Here is a 15,645-nt window from a genome sequence, read left to right as displayed (position 1 = left end):
TGTCGAGCTTGGCGGGCTTCGGGGACTTGTCACCCTTCGCGGCCTTCGCGGGCTTGTCGCCCTTCGCGGGCTTGGCGGCCTTCGCGGCCTTCGCGGGCTTGGTCGCCTTCTTCGTGGCCGTCGGCCCCTGCACGACCGCCTCGGCGTCCGGGGCCTCGCCCAGGCCCACCGGCGTCGACCCCTTCGTGCCCCGGTCGGCCCTGCCTGCACTCCTGCCGTCGGCCTTCTTCGCCATGCCGCTGCCTCCGCGTCGTCGGGACCCGGCTCCGATGATGCCGCACCGACCCGCCGATCGCCCACGCGCGGCGTCCGGGCGGCGGCGGATCAGCGGGGGGCGGGGATGCGCTCGGCGCCGTCGCGGGCCATCGACACCAGGCGCGATATCGCGCGCAGGTACTTCTTGCGGTAGCCGCCGCCGAGCAGTTCCTCGGTGAACAGTTCGTCGAACGGCACGCCCGAGGCCACCACCGGCAGTTCGCGGTCGTACATCCGGTCCGCGAGCACCACCAGACGCAGCGCGGTGCCCTGGTCCTCGACCGGGTGCACCCCGCGCCAGAAGACGCCGGTGATCCCGTCGAGCATCGCGCCGTAGCGGCTGGGGTGCACCGTGGCCAGGTGCGCGAGCAGTGCGGGGAAGTCGTCCAGCGCGGCACCGTCGGGCGCGGCCTCGGCGGCCGCGGTGACCATGTCCTCGGCCACTGGCGCGGGCGCCGCCGGCAGGCCCCGGTGCCGGTAGTCCTCGCCGTCGATGCGCAGCGCCTCGAAGCGCGCGGACAACCCCTGTATCTCGCGCATGAAGTCCTGCGCGGCGAACCGCCCCTCGCCCAGTTTGTCCGGCAGCGTGTTCGAGGTCGCGGCGAGCTTGACGCCGGCGTCGGCGAGCTTGCCCAGGAGGGTCGACACCAGGACGGTGTCGCCCGGGTCGTCGAGTTCGAACTCGTCGATGCACAGCAGCCGGTGTCCGGACAGCGCCTCGACGGTCCGCCGGAATCCGAGCGCGCCGACCAGGTTGGTCAGCTCGACGAAGGTGCACAGCGACTTCGGGCCGGGCGAGGCGTGCCACAGCGAGGCCAGCAGGTGGGTCTTGCCGACGCCGTAGCCGCCGTCGAGATAGATCCCGCTCGGCCCGGCCGCCTGCTCCCGGCGGAACCAGCGGCGCTTTGCGCCGTCCCCGTTCAGCCCCGCCGCGAACCGCTCCAGCCGGACCACGGCCGCGGCCTGCCCGGGTTGGTTCGGGTCGGGGATGTACGTGTCGAAACGCACGTCGCCGAACCGCGGCGGCGGGACCATCTCGGCGACGAGGCGGTCGGCGGGGACGCTGGGGTGGCGCGTGGTCAACGACACGGGAGCTACGGACACGATCATCAAGCCTACGACGCGTGCGAAACTCGATCGCATGCGCCGTCTCCTTCCCGTGCCCTCCACCCCCGACGAACCCGACGTCGACCTGGTCGAGGCCTACGCCTATCCCCCCGACCGCACCTGGCTGCGGGCGAACATGGTGACGAGCCTGGACGGCGCCGCGCAGGCCCCCGACGGCCTGTCCGCCGGCCTGTCCTCACCCGCGGACAAGCGCGTCTTCGGTGTGCTGCGCGGCCTGGCCGACGTGATCGTGGTGGGCGCCGCCACCGTGCGCCAGGAGGGCTACCGGCCGCCGCGGCCCAGGCCCGCCTACGCCGCCGCCCGGGCCGCCGCCGGACAGTTGCCCGCGCCGGTGATCGCGATCGTCTCGCGCAGCCTCGCCATCGACTTCACCACGCCGCTGTTCACCGAGGCGGTCACCCCCACCATCGTGATCACCTGCGAGGAGGCCCAGCCCAAGGGCCTGGCGGCGGCGGCCGAGTACGGCGACGTGCTCCTGGCCGGGCGCGACCGGGTCGACCTGGGCCTCGCCCTCGACGCGCTGGCCGCCCGCGGGCTGACCCGGCAGCTCACCGAGGGCGGCCCGCACGTACTGGCGCAGATCGCCGCGTGCGGCCGGCTGGACGAGCTGTGCCTGACCGTGAGCCCGCTGCTGACCTCGGGACCCGCCCACCGGCTTCTGGCCGGCCCCGCGCTCGCCGAGGCGCAGGCGATGCGCCCGATCTCGATCCTCGAGGAGGACGGCGCGCTGTTCTCCCGCTACGTCCGCGCGTAGGACCCGGCCGGGGCCGTTTCGGCGGCCCCGGCCGGCGCCCGCCGGTCGGTGCGAATGGGAGGGTGGACTCCGGGCAGACGGGGCGTGGACACCCGGCTCGACCGATGCGTCAAGGAGTGTTGCGTGTACACGATCGTGCTGCTCGTCGAAAAGGTCCTGAACGAGGCGGACGTCGCGTTCGTGACCGGCCTGCACGAGGGCGTCGAGACCTCGTTCGTGGTGGTCCTGCCCGGCAAGGCCGACCATCGCAAGCTGCTCCAGGCGCTGGACGACGCGGCCCTGGTACGCCTGGGCGAGGTGGCCGACGACATCGAGGAGCGGCCCGGCCCCGACGACGGCGCGGAGGCGGCCCGGCGCACCCTGGAGGCGAGCGTGGCGGCACTGCGCGCGAGCGGCGCCACCGCCGTCGGCGAGACCACCCCCGGCCGGGACCCGCTGGACACGCTCAAGCAGATCGTCGAGCGGCACCACGCCGACGAGGTGATCGTGCTCACCGACCCGCACTTCATCGAAGAGGTCTTCCACCGCGACTGGGCCTCGCGGGCCCGACAGAACGTGGGCGTGCCGGTGCTCAAGCTCTTCGCACACGACGTGAGCTGACACAATCGCGGGGAGCCCGCGCCGAACGCGGGTCCACCCCATGCGAAGGAGCCCGCTTCATGGCACCCCCCGCCGAGCCCGTCGACCTCGGCAGCCCGTTCTTCGTCGGCATCGGTGGTGCCGGCATGTCGGGGCTCGCCAAGATCCTCGCGATCCGCGGCGCGAGGGTCTCCGGCAGCGACGCCAAGGACTCCACCCAGGTGCTGGCGCTGCGCCGGCTCGGCTGCACGGTGCACGTGGGCCACGATCGGGCGAACGTCGCCGAGGACGTCTCGTGCGTGGTGGTCTCCTCGGCGATCCGGGAGGACAACCCCGAGCTGGTCGTCGCGCGCGAGCGGGGCATCCCGATCGTGCACCGCGCGGACGCGCTGGCCCGACTGATGGACGGCCGGCGCTCGGTGGCCGTCGCGGGCACGCACGGCAAGACCACCACGACGAGCATGCTCGCGGTCGGCCTGACCTCGCTCGGCCTGGACCCCTCCTTCGCGATCGGCGCCGACCTCAACGAGGCGGGCAGCAACGCCCACCACGGCCTGGGCGACATCTTCGTGGCCGAGGCGGACGAGAGCGACCGCAGCTTCCACAAGTACGCGCCCGAGGTGGCCGTGGTGCTGAACGTGGAACTGGACCACCACGCCAACTACGGCTCGCTGGACGACGTGCTCGACGCGTTCGAGATCTTCGCCGGCCGGATCGTGCCCGGCGGCACCCTGGTGCTCTCCGCCGACGACGCCGGCGCCGGCGCCCTGCGCGAGCGGCTGGCGGTCTCCGCGCCGACGCTGAACGTGGTCACGGTCGGCGAACACGAGGGCGCGGATCTGCGCCTGGCGCGGATCGAGGCGTCCGGCCTGAGCAGCCGGGTCACCGTGCACGGCAAGGCCGTGGGCGGCGAGTCGGTGCTGACCGTCGCGGTGCCGGGGCGGCACAACGCCTCCAACGCGGTGATGGCGCTCGCGGTGGGCCTGGCGCTCGGCGTCGAGCCGCGGCGCATGGCCGAGGGACTGGCCAACTACCAGGGCGTGCGCCGGCGGTTCCAGCTCAAGGGCGAGGAGAGCGGCATCCGGGTCGTCGACTCGTACGCGCACCACCCCACCGAGATCACCGCCGATCTGGCCACCGCCCGCGGCGCGGTGGGCGCGGGTCGGGTGATCGCGGTGTACCAGCCGCACCTGTTCAGCCGCACCCAGCAGCTCGGGGTGGAGATGGGCCGCGCGCTCGCCGCCGCCGACATCGCCGTGGTGATGGACATCTACGCCGCCCGGGAGGACCCGCAGCCCGGCGTGACCAGCAACATCATCGCGCACGCCGCGCTGGACAACGGCGGCCTGGTGCGCACCGAGCACAGCTGGTCCGACGTGGCCGGCTCGGTGGCCGCGCTGGCCCGCCCCGGCGATCTGGTCCTGACCATGGGCGCGGGCGACGTGACCCTGCTCGGCCCCGAGATCCTGGACGCGATCCGCGCCCGCAGCACCGCCGCCCGCTGAGCCGACACCCGCCGGCGCCGTGCCGTCCCCTCGGGGAACGTCGCGGCGCCGTTGCGTGTTGGATGTGCACATGGCCTACGAAATCGAGAAGACCGACGACCAGTGGCGGGCCGAGCTGACCCCGGACGAGTTCCGGGTGCTGCGTCGGGCGGGCACCGAGCGTGCCTGGACGGGCGAGTACACCGAGACCAAGACGACCGGCGTCTACCGCTGTCGGGCGTGCAAGGCGGAGCTGTTCCGCTCCGACACCAAGTTCGACAGCCACTGCGGCTGGCCGTCGTTCTACGCGCCGCTGGCCGAGGACCGGGTCGAATACATCGAGGACGACACGATGGGCATGACCCGGGTCGAGGTGCGCTGCGGGACCTGTGGCTCGCACCTGGGCCACGTGTTCGAGGGCGAGGGCTACGGGACGCCCACCGACCAGCGCTACTGCATCAACTCCATCTCGCTGACCCTGGAGCCGGACCCGCAGGGCTGAGCCGAGGCGCGGGTCGGCCCCCGGGCCGGCCCGGTCGGCGCCGCCGTCGCCCGTTCAAACATCGGTACGGGCGGTGCGGCAAAACTCACATCGAGCCCGCGCGCGGCGGGTGCGTCCGCTATGTCTGGGGACCATGAATCCCTGGCTGCCACCCCTCGCGTACTCGGTCTGGACGGCGCTCGTACTCGGCGTCGCCATCGGGTCCGCCCGGCGCGGCGGCCGACGGGCGGACCGGGCGCGCCTGGCCGAACTGGGCGCGGCCGAATACGCGTTCGTCGGCGGCGGCGCGGCCCGCGCGGTCGACGTGTCGATCCTGGCCCTGCTCGGCGAGGGCGCGCTGCACCTGAACCGCGACGGGCAGGTGGTCGCGGCCCGGGCACCCGCGGCCGACGCGACGGGCGACGCGCCGCTGCGGATCCTGGATCGGGAGTACGGCGGCCTGCCGCTGCGCGACCTGCGGACCCGGCTGGCCGCGGCCCCGGAGATCCAGGGCATCGGCGCCGACCTGTTCGCGGCCGGCCTGATCGCCCGCCCGGACGCGGGGCCGCGCCGGCTCCCCCGCTGGGCGCTGTTCGCCACCCTCCCCCTGGGCCTGGCCACCGCCGTCGCGGGCTTCGTCCGGGCCGACGACGCGACCTCGGGCGCACTGCCGTGGGTGGGCCTGCTGCTCGCGGTGATCGGCAGCCAGGCGTGCGTCGCGGGCCTGCTGCTCCTGGGCGTGTTCGGCGAGCGGGTGGTGCCCACCGCGCCGACCACGCGCCGGCTGATCCGGCTGCGCCGCGACGAGGCGGCCGTCGCCGCGCTCGGCGCCGACGGCCTGGGCACGGTCGCCCTGTGGGGCCTGGACCGCTTCCCCGACCCGGTGATCAAGGAGATCTTCCGCCGCAACGCGCCCACCCCCGCCGGCCGCGCCCCGGAGTCCACCTGGTGCGGCGGCACTTCCTGCGCCTCCCCCCAGGGCGCCCGGGCGGGCTCCTGCGGCGGCACCGCCGACGGCTGCGGCAACTGACCGCGCCGAGCGCCGGGCGGCCCGCGACCCGCCCGCGTCGCCGGCCGCTCGCCACCCGGCGCGCTCAGGCGGGCGAACCGAGGGAACTCCGCCTGTTTCGGTCCGGGACGGACCCGCCATGCTGGACGTATGCGGACAGCGGTGGGAATCGGATGGCGGCCGGAGATCGATCTGACCGTCGAGCGCCTGGCCGGCGTCGACTTCGTCGAGGTCGTCGCGGAGAACGTGTGCGTCGGACACCTGCCCGAGTCGCTGCGCGTGTTGCGCGAGCGCGGCGTCGAGGTGATCCCGCACGGCGTCGGCCTCGGCCTGGCCGGCGCGGACCGTCCCGACCCCGCGCGGCTGGCCCGGCTGGCCGAAGTGGCCGACGCCCTGGGCTCGCCGGTGGTCAGCGAACACCTGGCGTTCGTCCGGGCCGGCGGCATGGAGGCCGGTCACCTGCTGCCGACACCGATGACGTGGGACGCGCTCGACGTCGTCACGGAAAACGTCCGCGTCGCCCAGGACGCGCTGCCGGTCCCGCTCGCCCTGGAGAACCCGGCGACACTGCTGACCTGGCCCGACAACGAGATGAGCGAGGCCCGCTTCCTCACCGAACTGGTCGAGCGCACCGGCGTGCGACTGCTGATCGACGTGGCCAACCTGCACACCCAGCGGATCAACCACGGCGTCGACCCGGCCGCCGCGCTGGCCGAACTCCCGCTGGAGGCGGTGGAGTACGTACACGTCGCCGGCGGCGTCGAGCGCGACGGCCTGTGGCACGACACCCACGCGCACCCGGTGACCGAGCCGATCCTGGAGGTGCTGGCCACGCTGTGCGCGCTGCGCCCGCCGCCGCGCGTACTGCTCGAACGCGACGGCGACTTCCCGACGGCGGGCGAGATCGCCGCCGAGTTGGCCGCGATCCGCGCCGTGGTGGACCGGACGGCGGCGCGCCGATGAGCGCGCGCGAGCGGCTGGCCGCACGGCAGACCGCGCTGCTCACGGCACTGGTCGCCGGCGGGCCGACACCGCCGGGTTTCGACCCGGACCGGATCCGCGTACAGGCCCGCGCGCTGGCCGCCAAACGGCGCGACTCGGCGCTGCGCGCGCTCCCGGAGTTGGCGACGACGCTGGGCCCGCGCTGGCCGGGCGAGTTCATGACCTGGGCCCTGGTCCACCCGAAGCCCGCCGAGGGAGGCACCCGCGCCGACGTACACGCCTTCGCGGCCCATCTGTGGGAGCGGGACGCGCTGCCGAAGGCGCTGGCCGAGGTGTTCGTCGAACGAAAGCCGTCCCGATGGGCCCGGCTGCGCACCCGATTCGCATCCCGTGCGCCGGCCGGCCACGGGTAGGCACCACCCACACGGGGGTCGGCAACATGTCCTTGCTGCTGCTCGTGGCGGTGGCGGTCCTCGTCGCCGCCCTGCCGATCGTGATCGCCGTCCGGGTCCACCGCGCGGCCCGACGCCGGCTCCGCCACACCTTCGGCCGACCGGCCGGCCCGCCCCCCGGCCACGCACCCGGCACCGGCAGGCCCTACGGCGGCGGGCCCGGTCCGTACCCCGGTCCGTACCCCGGCCCGTGGCCACCCGGCCCGCAGGGGAACCGGGGGCATCAGGGTCACGACCCGCACGACCACCATCACCACTGGCACGGCCACCACACCTGGTGCGGCACCGGCTGGTCCTGCGCCTCGGGCGGAGGCGGCGACTCCTCGGGTTCGGGCGGGTCGTCCTGTTCGAGCGGATCGTCCTGCGGGTCGTCGTGTTCGAGCGGCTCATCGTGTTCGAGCGGATCGTCCTGCTCGAGCGGATCATCCTGTTCGAGTTCGACCTAGGTTCGAGTCCGACCCGGATTCGAGTTCGACACCGCACCCTCGGTCGGTCGGAGCGATCGCTCGCCCGCTGCCCGACCGACCGGGGCGCGGGCTCAGGCCAGGCCGGCGAGCAGTTCGGCGACCGGGTGCCGGCGGCCGGTGTAGAACGGCACCTCCTCGCGCACGTGGCGGCGCGTCTCCGAGCCGCGCAGGTGCCGCATCAGGTCGACGATGCGGTGCAGCTCGTCCGCCTCGAAGGCGAGGATCCACTCGTAGTCGCCCAGCGCGAACGACGGCACCGTGTTGGCCCGCACGTCCGGGTAGCCGCGCGCCATCCGCCCGTGCTCGGCGAGCAGCCGGCGGCGCTCGTCGTCCTCGAGCAGATACCACTCGTACGAACGCACGAACGGATACACCGCGACGTAGTCGCGCGGGGTCTCCTCGGCCAGGAAGGCCGGGATGTGGCTCTTGTTGAACTCGGCCGGACGGTGCAGCGCCATGTTCGACCACACCGGCTCCAGCAGCCGGCCCAGGCCGGTGCGCCGGAAGCGGTTGTACGCCTCCTGGAGCGCGTCCGAGTCCTCCGCGTGCCACCAGATCATCAGGTCCGCGTCGGCGCGCAGGCCGGAGACGTCGTAGGTGCCGCGCACCACCACGTCCTTGTCGAGCAGCTGCTCGAACAACTGCTCCACCTCGCCCGCCAGCCCGGCCCGCGCACCCGGCAGCGGCTCACGGAGCCGGAAGACCGACCACATCGTGTACCTGATCACCTGGTTGAGGTCGCGGGCCTTGCGCCGGACCGGAGCGGATTCGCCCGCGGACTCGGGGCCGTCGGCGTTGAGGGCGGCGTCGACCACCGCTGCGGCGGCGTCGACCGGTTCCGGGGTGTTCTCCGAGGTGCTTTGCGTCATGGTCCGATTCTGCCTGGCTCGTCCGCGCGCTCAGTGCACGGGGCGCGCGTACGGCCCGGCGAGCTGCGCCAGCACCTCGGCCGCGGCCTTGGACGCGCTCGCCACACACGCCGGGATGCCGACGCCCTCGTACACCGCGCCGCACACCGCCAGGCGCGGCAACCGCTCGACCGCGTCCCGCACGCAGGCGATCCGACCGAGGTGGCCGACCGCGTACTGGGGCAGCCCGCCACCCCAGCGGGTGACCCGGGTATCGATCGGCTCGGCGGCCAGTCCGACCGCCTCGCGCAGGTCGTCGAGCGAGTCGGCGACCAGTTCGGCGTCCTCGCGCTGGAGCACCGCCTCCTCGCCGGCCCGGCCGAGCGAGGTGCGCAGCACGAACAGGTCCGGATCCGACTCGGCGAGCCAGCCCCACTTGTTCGACGCGAACGTGCTCGCCTTGATCCGCCGGCCGTCCACCGGCGGCACCAGGAACCCGGTTCCGGCGGGCATCGACGCCAGGTCGGCGCGCCGGAACGCGAGGGTCACCAGCGCCATTCCCGCGTATTCGATCGAGGACAGCTCGACCGCCGCGACCGTCGAGTGCGGGCGCAGGAGGCGGGCCGCGGGCGCGGCCGGTACCGCGAGCACCACGGCGTCCGCCTCGATCGGGACGGGGGCGTTGGTCGGCCCGGTGATCAGCCGCCAGCCGGTCGGCGTGCGCTCCAGTTCGCGCACCGTGGTCCGGGTCCGGATGCTGCCGCGCCCACCGGCCACCACGGCGCCGGCGACCGCGAGCGGCAATCGCCCGACACCGCCGCGCACCCCCATGAACACCGGCCCCGCGGGCCGCTCGGCGGCGGCGTCGAGCAGGGCGCGCACCCCCGCCACCAACGAGCCGCCGGAGCGGGCGATCGGCAACAGTTGCGGAACGGCGGCGGCGAGCGAGATGTCGTAGGCGTTGCCCGCGTACACCCCGCCGAGCAGCGGTTCGACCAGCCGGTCCACCACCTCGTGGCCGAGCCGTTCGGCGACGTAGCGGCCGACCGAGACGTCGTCCTCGTACCGGTGCGGCGCCAGCGCGTGGTCCAGCGGGATCCGGGCCAGGCCCGCGGGCGACAACACCCCGCTCGCCGCCAGCGGCTCCAGGTCGCCCGGCACACCCATCACATGCCCGCGCGGCATCGGCCGCAGGGCGCCACGCGTCCACAACGACGCACCCGCGGTGGCCGGGGGCTGAAGATCGTCGCCCAACCCGACCTCACGAGCCAGTTCGACCGCCTCGGAACGCCGAGCCAACATCGACTCCGCACCCTCGTCGACCGCGACCCCCGCGATGCTCCCGGCACGCAGCTTCCCCCCGACCCGGGAAGCCCCCTCGAGCACGGTGACGGTGAGCCCGGGATCCCCGTCCCGCAGCAAAACCCAAGCGGCCGTCAACCCGGCGATCCCACCACCCACGACAACCACATGCCGCCCGCCGGCCATCACCGAACCACCCACGTCACACCCTCTCCCACAAGCCACCCCAACCCGACACCCAAACCCGAATCCCCCCACCCCACCAATTCCACCCCAACCACCCCACCCCACCCAAACCAACCCAGCCCGGCCAACCCAGCCCAGCCCGCCCGACCCAGCCCAGCCCGCCCGACCCAACCAAACCGACCCAGCCCGGCCAGCCCAGCCCAGCCCGCCCGACCCAGCCGACCCGAACCCGGCCAACCTGACCCAACCCAGTCAGCCCGCCCGACCCGACCGAGCCCGTCCAACCCAGCCCTGCCAACCCGACCGAGCTGGCCAACCCGACCCAACCGAGTCAGCCCGCCCAACCCGACCCGACCGAGCCCGGCCGAGTCAGCCCGACCAATCCGACCGACCCGACGAACCCAGCCGATCAAGTCAGCCCACCCGATTCAGCCCGGCCGGCGTTTGAGGCCACCCCAACCCGACCGAACGCCAACGCCGGCCCGACCAGAAACCACATCAACCCCGCCGACGACGCCAAGCCACCCACCCCCCGAGCCGGCCCGACCGCAAACCCCCAGCCCGGCCGGCGCTTGAGGCCAAAAAAGCCGACCTACCGAGCGCTCGCCGCATGGACGTGCGCCACCAGGCGCGTGAGCACCTCGGGATCCGTATTCGGCAACACCCCATGCCCCAAATTGAAGATGTGCCCCTCCGCACCACGCCCCGCCGCCAACACCTCGTCCGCCTTGGCCCGAACCGCCTCCCACGGCGCGAACACCACCGCCGAGTCCAAGTTCCCCTGCAGCGCCCGCCCCGGCCCCACCCGCCGCGCCGCCTCGTCCAGCGGGATGCGCCAGTCGACGCCCACCACGTCCGCCCCGGCCTCGCCGAACATGCGCAGCAACTCGCCGGTGCCCACCCCGAAGTGGATCCGCGGCACGCCGTAGTGCTCGACCGACGCCAACACCTTCGTGCTCGCCGGCAACACCGACGCCCGGTAGTCCGCCGCGGACAGCGCCCCGGCCCACGAGTCGAACAGCTGGATCGCCGACGCCCCCGCCTCGATCTGTACCTTCAGGAACGCCGACGTGATCTCCGCGAGCCGGTCCACCAGGTCGGCCCACAGCTGCGGGTCGCCGTACATCAGCGCCTTGGTGCGCTCGTGGTTCTTCGACGGCCCGCCCTCGACCAGGTAGCTCGCGAGGGTGAACGGCGCACCGGCGAAGCCGATCAGCGGCGTGCCGCCCAGCTCGTCGACGAGTCGGCCGACCGCCTCGGTGATGTACGGCACGTCGTCGGGCGTGAGGTCGCGCAACTGCGCGAGGTCGGCGCGCGAGCGGATCGGGTTCGCCACCACCGGACCGACACCGGGCTTGATGTCGAGGTCGACCCCGATCGCCTTGAGCGGGACCACGATGTCGCTGAAGAAGATCGCCGCGTCCACCCCGTGCCGGCGCACCGGCTGCAGCGTGATCTCGGTGACCAGGTCCGGCCGCATGCACGACTCGAGCATCGCGGTGCCCTCACGCAGCTTGCGGTACTCGGGCAGCGAACGGCCCGCCTGACGCATGAACCACACCGGGGTGTGCGGGACGGGTTCGCGCCGGCAGGCGCGCAGGAAGGCCGAGTCGCGGACGGTGGCGTGCGGAAGGCTCGTTTCGGTCACATCCGCCATCGTCCCAGACGCACGCGGGCGGCCCAGACGGAGCACCCCGCCCGGCGCGTCGCCCGGGCCCGACCCCCCCGACGCGGCCTAGGCTGCCAGGCATGGCAGGAGTCGGCGAGACCGAGGAGCCCGAGGAGTTCCGGCAGGCACTGGCCGGATGGCGGGCCGCGGTCCTGCGTCCGGAGATCGTGCTGGACGAGATGGCCCGGCCGCGCGGCCTGGCGCCGTACTCCGCCGCGTTCACCGCCGAGGTCGCGCTCGGCGAGGACGAGGACGAACTCGCCGGCGGCCGGATCGTGCTGCTGCACGACCCGGCGGGCCACGAGGCGTGGGAGGGCACGTTCCGCGTGGTCACCATGACCCGCGCCGAACTCGAACCGGAACTGGCGATGGACCCGCTGCTGCCCGAGGTCGGCTGGACCTGGCTGACCGAGTCGCTGTACGCGGTCGGCGCGACCTATCGGGCCCCCAGCGGCACGGTCAGCCGCAGCACCTCCCAGGGCTTCGGCGGACTCTCCGGACAGATCGCCCGCACCGAGATCGAGGTCAGGGCGTCGTGGACGCCGGCCGACGACGAGTTGTTGCCGCATCTGCTGGCGTGGACCGAACTGCTGTGCACCTGTGCCGGTTTGCCGCCGGTGGCGGCCGGGGAGGGCGTCGTCGCCATACCGCGCCGGCCCTCGCGACCCGGTTCCTGACACGCCGGATCACCATCGCGAGACCTCCGGGTCACACACCCGGGTCAACGTCGCATAACGGATTTGGATCTTCCTCTAAAGCCCGACGCCATATGTGCCGAAGGACAGGGTGACCACCCCGAAGGAGTAGCTGGTCGGGCCGCTTCTTCGGGAATCGCGATCACTGCGCAGGAGGCCCGGTGTCGGTACTTCTCGATCACCCTGCAAACCTGCTTGCCTATCGTCCTTCCAAGCCCACGGCGATGGTCGTCGTCGCGGACCCCCGGGTTCGCGACGCCGTCATCCGCCACCTGTGGGCCCTCGGTGTACGCGACGTCGTCGGGGCGTCGACCATCGCCGAGGCTCGCTCCCGCGCCGGCACGCCGCGCGACCTGTGTGTCGCCGACGTGCACCTGCCGGACGGCTCCGGACTCACGCTTCTCACCGAGATGCGCGCGTCCGGGTGGCCGAACGGCCTGGCACTCTCCGCAGCCGACGACATCGGTGCCGTTCGCTCCGCGCTTGCCGCGGGTGTTCGGGGCTACGTCGTGACCGGCGCGCGAGCGGGACTGAACCCTGGACACGCACGGCAAGCCGGAATGCACCACGGGATGCCCCAGGCAAACCGCATGCGTCCGTCGGAACAGCGCGGGACGGAGCCCGGCTCCGGCGTCCGGGAGCTTTCGGCGCGCGAGATCGAGGTCCTGCGCCTCGTCGCGGAGGGCCGGTCCAACAAGGCGATCGGCCAGGCGATGGGCCTGTCGGCGCTGACGGTCAAGAGCCATCTCGCCCGCATCGCCCGCAAGATGGGCACGGGCGACCGGGCCGGCATGGTGGCCCTCGCGTTGCGGGCGGGCATCATCAGCTGACCCCGGTCGGCATCGACCGGCCCCGGGCCGGCGGAGCATCAGGACACCTCATCAGGTGACACACCATCAGGTACAGCCGAATCCCGGCGGGTGAACCCACCCGCCGGGATTCGGCTTTTCCGGGAGCCGGCTTTCCGCTTCCGCGCGCGATTTCGTGCGGTTCCGACCGCCCTACACCCGCCGTGGCGCGCCCACCTTGGCGGGGACCTGCCCGGTCGGCCGGGCGGGCGGGTTATTTTGGTGGGGTGACCGACGCCTCCTTCGAAACCTCATCCGAACTTCCGGCGCCGGTCCCCCCGGCGCCGGTCCCGCTCCTGGCACCTCGCGAGGGCGTTCCGCCGGTCGTGGCGGACCCGGAGGCGCTCGCCGAGACCGTCGCCGCCTTCGCCGCCGGAGCGGGACCGGTCGCCGTCGACGCCGAACGGGCGTCGGGCTATCGCTACGGGCAACGCGCGTATCTGATCCAACTGCGCCGGGCCGGCGCGGGCAGCGCCCTGGTCGACCCGGCGGCCTGCCCCGACCTGTCCGCGCTCGGCGCCGCGATCGTCGACGCCGAATGGGTCCTGCACGCCGCCTCCCAGGACCTGCCCTGCCTGGCCGAGGTCGGCATGGTCCCGCGGCGCATCTTCGACACCGAGCTGGCGGGCCGGCTGGCCGCCTTCCCCCGGGTGGGCCTGGGCGCGATGGTGGAGACCGTGCTCGGCTTCTCGCTGGAGAAGGGGCACTCGGCGGTGGACTGGTCCACCCGTCCGCTGCCCGAGCCCTGGCTGCGCTACGCGGCGTTGGACGTCGAGGTGCTGATCGAGTTGCGCAACGAGCTCGAGGCGACGCTGACCGAGCAGGGCAAGCTCGACTGGGCGCTGCAGGAGTTCGCCGCGATCGCCGCCGCGCCGCCGCCCGCCCCCCGGGTCGACCCGTGGCGCCGCACGTCGGGCCTGCACCGGGTGCGCCGCCGCCGGCAGTTGGCCATCGTGCGCTCGTTGTGGCAGGCGCGGGACACCGTCGCCCGCCAGAAGGACGTCTCGCCGGGTCGGGTCATCCCGGACACCGCGATCGTCGAGGCCGCGCTGGCCGGGCCCGCGTCGGTGGCCGCCCTGCTCGCGCTGCCCGGCTTCACGGGCCGGGACAGCCGACGCCAGGCCGGGGTGTGGCTGGCCGCGATCGAGCAGGCCAGGGCGCTGCCCGAGGTCGAGCTGCCGATGTCCACGCTGCCGCACGAGGGCCCGCCGCCGGCACGCGCGTGGACCGACAAGGACCCGGCCGCCGCGGAGCGGCTGACCGCCGCCAAGACGGCGGTCGCGGCCATCGCGGACGAGCACACGCTGCCCACCGAGAACCTGCTCGCGCCGGACTACGTACGCCGGTTGGCCTGGGCGCCGCCGTCGGCCCCCACCGCGGACGCGGTCGGCGACGTACTGCGCGTGTTCGGCGCCCGGCCCTGGCAGATCGCGCTCACCGCGCCGGCCCTGTCCGGCGCGTTCCTGCGCCTGGCCGCACACGCCGCCAACGGCACGGCCGGGGCCTAGTCACACACCGGAACCGGGGCCTGGGAGCAACTGCCGCGAGCCGCGCGAATCGGTGCCGGCGCGGCGCGCTTTCGGGTGCCCGCAGGCGACCGGCGAGCCGCCGCCGGCCGCCCGTACCGCCTTACCCGAGCTTTGCTTTGTCCGCATTGACGCCGGATCCCTCCGAATGGTTTGGTTAGGCTCGCCTAATTTCTCACCATGTGTTCGAGCCTGCGGGGTGGCCTGTGTTCGCCAACTACCTGATAGGTCTGCGCGAGGGGCTGGAAGCGGCCCTCGTGGTCAGCATCCTGATCGCCTATCTCGTCAAGAGCGACCGCCGGGACGCGCTGCCCGCCGTCTGGCTCGGGATCGGCGCGGCCGTCGCGCTCAGCGTCGCGCTGGAGGCCACCCTCGAGCTGACCTCGGCCGAGATGACGTTCAAGCAGCAGGAGATGTTCGGCGGCTCGCTCTCCGTCCTGGCCGTGCTCCTGGTCACCTGGATGATCTTCTGGATGCGGCGCACCTCGCACGCGTTGAAGGCGGAGTTGCAGGGGAGGCTGGACCACGCGCTGGCGATGGGCACCGGTGCGCTGGTGCTCACCGCGTTCCTGTCGGTGGGTCGGGAGGGCCTGGAGACCGCGGTCATCGTGTGGGGCACCGCCCGCTCCACCGGCGAGAACACCGAACCGATGGTCGGCGTCGCCCTGGGCCTGGCCACCGCCGTCGTGCTCGGATACCTCTTCTACGCCGGCGCCGTCCGGATCAACCTCGCCAGATTCTTCCTCTGGACCGGCGCCGGACTCGTCGTCGTCGCCGCCGGCGTACTCGCCTACGGCGTCCACGACCTCCAGGAGGCCGACTACCTCCCCGGCCTGAACGACCGGGCCTTCGACATCAGCGACACCATCCCGCCCGACACCTGGTACGGCACCCTCCTCAAGGGCATCCTCAACTTCCAACCCGACCCCACCGTCCTCCAGACCACCGTCTGGCTCCTGTACCTGATCCCCGTCATGGCACTCTTCCTCCTCCTCCCCAAGGGCGGCCCGAAGAAGGCTT

At 73.4% G+C, this 15,645-nt stretch carries 13 protein-coding genes and 1 pseudogene; 10 read left to right on the top strand and 4 right to left on the bottom strand.

The genetic code is table 11. The features are described 5' to 3' along the window. Positions 1-324 precede the first annotated feature (324 nt). The gene (gene zapE, locus EMA17_RS25160; protein WP_126639608.1) at positions 325-1,365 is read right to left on the bottom strand and encodes a cell division protein ZapE; all 1,041 of its coding nucleotides are present in this window, start codon (positions 1,363-1,365) and stop codon (positions 325-327) included. A 31-nt stretch (positions 1,366-1,396) separates the two neighbouring features. Here zapE and EMA17_RS25155 point away from each other — a divergent pair, with 31 nt between their 5' ends. The 6 genes and pseudogenes from EMA17_RS25155 (at position 1,397) to EMA17_RS25130 (ending at position 7,045) form a co-directional block, all read left to right on the top strand. Then, positions 1,397-2,137 carry a dihydrofolate reductase family protein gene (locus EMA17_RS25155; RefSeq protein ID WP_126639400.1) on the top strand — a complete coding sequence of 247 codons (741 nt, stop codon included), beginning with the start codon at positions 1,397-1,399 and terminating at the stop codon, positions 2,135-2,137. 123 nt (positions 2,138-2,260) lie between these two features. After that, the gene (locus tag EMA17_RS25150; protein WP_126639399.1) at positions 2,261-2,737 is read left to right on the top strand and encodes an indole-3-glycerol phosphate synthase; all 477 of its coding nucleotides are present in this window, start codon (positions 2,261-2,263) and stop codon (positions 2,735-2,737) included. A 59-nt stretch (positions 2,738-2,796) separates the two neighbouring features. Continuing rightward, positions 2,797-4,221 carry a UDP-N-acetylmuramate--L-alanine ligase gene (gene murC, locus EMA17_RS25145; RefSeq protein WP_126639398.1) on the top strand — a complete coding sequence of 475 codons (1,425 nt, stop codon included), beginning with the start codon at positions 2,797-2,799 and terminating at the stop codon, positions 4,219-4,221. A 70-nt stretch (positions 4,222-4,291) separates the two neighbouring features. After that, positions 4,292-4,702 carry a peptide-methionine (R)-S-oxide reductase MsrB gene (gene msrB, locus EMA17_RS25140; RefSeq protein ID WP_126639397.1) on the top strand — a complete coding sequence of 137 codons (411 nt, stop codon included), beginning with the start codon at positions 4,292-4,294 and terminating at the stop codon, positions 4,700-4,702. 133 nt (positions 4,703-4,835) lie between these two features. Further along, the gene (locus EMA17_RS25135; RefSeq protein ID WP_126639396.1) at positions 4,836-5,711 is read left to right on the top strand and encodes a TIGR04222 domain-containing membrane protein; all 876 of its coding nucleotides are present in this window, start codon (positions 4,836-4,838) and stop codon (positions 5,709-5,711) included. A gap of 129 nt (positions 5,712-5,840) precedes the next feature. Next, positions 5,841-7,045: pseudogene (locus tag EMA17_RS25130) on the top strand (MbnB/TglH/ChrH family RiPP precursor modification enzyme). 577 nt (positions 7,046-7,622) lie between these two features. On the opposite strand, the gene hemQ reads toward EMA17_RS25130, so the two are convergent. The 3 genes from hemQ to hemE form a co-directional block, all read right to left on the bottom strand. Beyond that, on the bottom strand, positions 7,623-8,420 hold the full coding sequence (hemQ, locus tag EMA17_RS25120) for a hydrogen peroxide-dependent heme synthase (protein WP_246126881.1): 798 nt from the start codon (positions 8,418-8,420) through the stop codon (positions 7,623-7,625). Positions 8,421-8,450: 30 nt separating this feature from the next. Beyond that, positions 8,451-9,887: a protoporphyrinogen oxidase gene (gene hemG / locus EMA17_RS25115; protein ID WP_126639606.1), complete on the bottom strand. Its 1,437-nt coding sequence runs from the start codon at positions 9,885-9,887 to the stop codon at positions 8,451-8,453. A gap of 592 nt (positions 9,888-10,479) precedes the next feature. Continuing rightward, the gene (hemE, locus tag EMA17_RS25110; RefSeq protein WP_126639395.1) at positions 10,480-11,544 is read right to left on the bottom strand and encodes a uroporphyrinogen decarboxylase; all 1,065 of its coding nucleotides are present in this window, start codon (positions 11,542-11,544) and stop codon (positions 10,480-10,482) included. A 92-nt stretch (positions 11,545-11,636) separates the two neighbouring features. Between hemE and EMA17_RS25105 the strand changes: the two genes are divergently transcribed. The 4 genes from EMA17_RS25105 to efeU form a co-directional block, all read left to right on the top strand. Beyond that, on the top strand, positions 11,637-12,233 hold the full coding sequence (locus EMA17_RS25105; RefSeq protein ID WP_126639394.1) for a DUF3000 domain-containing protein: 597 nt from the start codon (positions 11,637-11,639) through the stop codon (positions 12,231-12,233). Positions 12,234-12,412: 179 nt separating this feature from the next. Next, positions 12,413-13,081, top strand: coding sequence for a response regulator transcription factor (locus tag EMA17_RS25100; protein WP_078974877.1), 669 nt, complete (start codon positions 12,413-12,415; stop codon positions 13,079-13,081). Positions 13,082-13,326: 245 nt separating this feature from the next. Further along, positions 13,327-14,607, top strand: coding sequence for a ribonuclease D (locus tag EMA17_RS25095; protein WP_126639393.1), 1,281 nt, complete (start codon positions 13,327-13,329; stop codon positions 14,605-14,607). Positions 14,608-14,831: 224 nt separating this feature from the next. Then, on the top strand, positions 14,832-15,645 hold an 814-nt coding region (gene efeU / locus EMA17_RS25090; RefSeq protein ID WP_148112331.1), incomplete at its 3' end, for an iron uptake transporter permease EfeU.

Origin of the sequence: Embleya hyalina (assembly GCF_003967355.1) — a bacterium.
Taxonomy (GTDB): domain Bacteria; phylum Actinomycetota; class Actinomycetes; order Streptomycetales; family Streptomycetaceae; genus Embleya; species Embleya hyalina.
This window is presented reverse-complemented; position numbering and strand designations above follow the sequence as displayed.

Bases quoted from the DNA above. Each gene is read 5' to 3' on its own strand.
- hemE (WP_126639395.1), bottom strand. From the start codon at position 11,544: ATGGCGGATGTGACCGAAACGAGCCTTCCGCACGCCACCGTCCGCGAC.
- hemG (WP_126639606.1), bottom strand. From the start codon at position 9,887: ATGGCCGGCGGGCGGCATGTGGTTGTCGTGGGTGGTGGGATCGCCGGG.
- msrB (WP_126639397.1), top strand. From the start codon at position 4,292: ATGGCCTACGAAATCGAGAAGACCGACGACCAGTGGCGGGCCGAGCTG.
- murC (WP_126639398.1), top strand. From the start codon at position 2,797: ATGGCACCCCCCGCCGAGCCCGTCGACCTCGGCAGCCCGTTCTTCGTC.
- EMA17_RS25105 (WP_126639394.1), top strand. From the start codon at position 11,637: ATGGCAGGAGTCGGCGAGACCGAGGAGCCCGAGGAGTTCCGGCAGGCA.
- EMA17_RS25135 (WP_126639396.1), top strand. From the start codon at position 4,836: ATGAATCCCTGGCTGCCACCCCTCGCGTACTCGGTCTGGACGGCGCTC.
- zapE (WP_126639608.1), bottom strand. From the start codon at position 1,365: ATGATCGTGTCCGTAGCTCCCGTGTCGTTGACCACGCGCCACCCCAGC.
- EMA17_RS25155 (WP_126639400.1), top strand. From the start codon at position 1,397: ATGCGCCGTCTCCTTCCCGTGCCCTCCACCCCCGACGAACCCGACGTC.
- hemQ (WP_246126881.1), bottom strand. From the start codon at position 8,420: ATGACGCAAAGCACCTCGGAGAACACCCCGGAACCGGTCGACGCCGCC.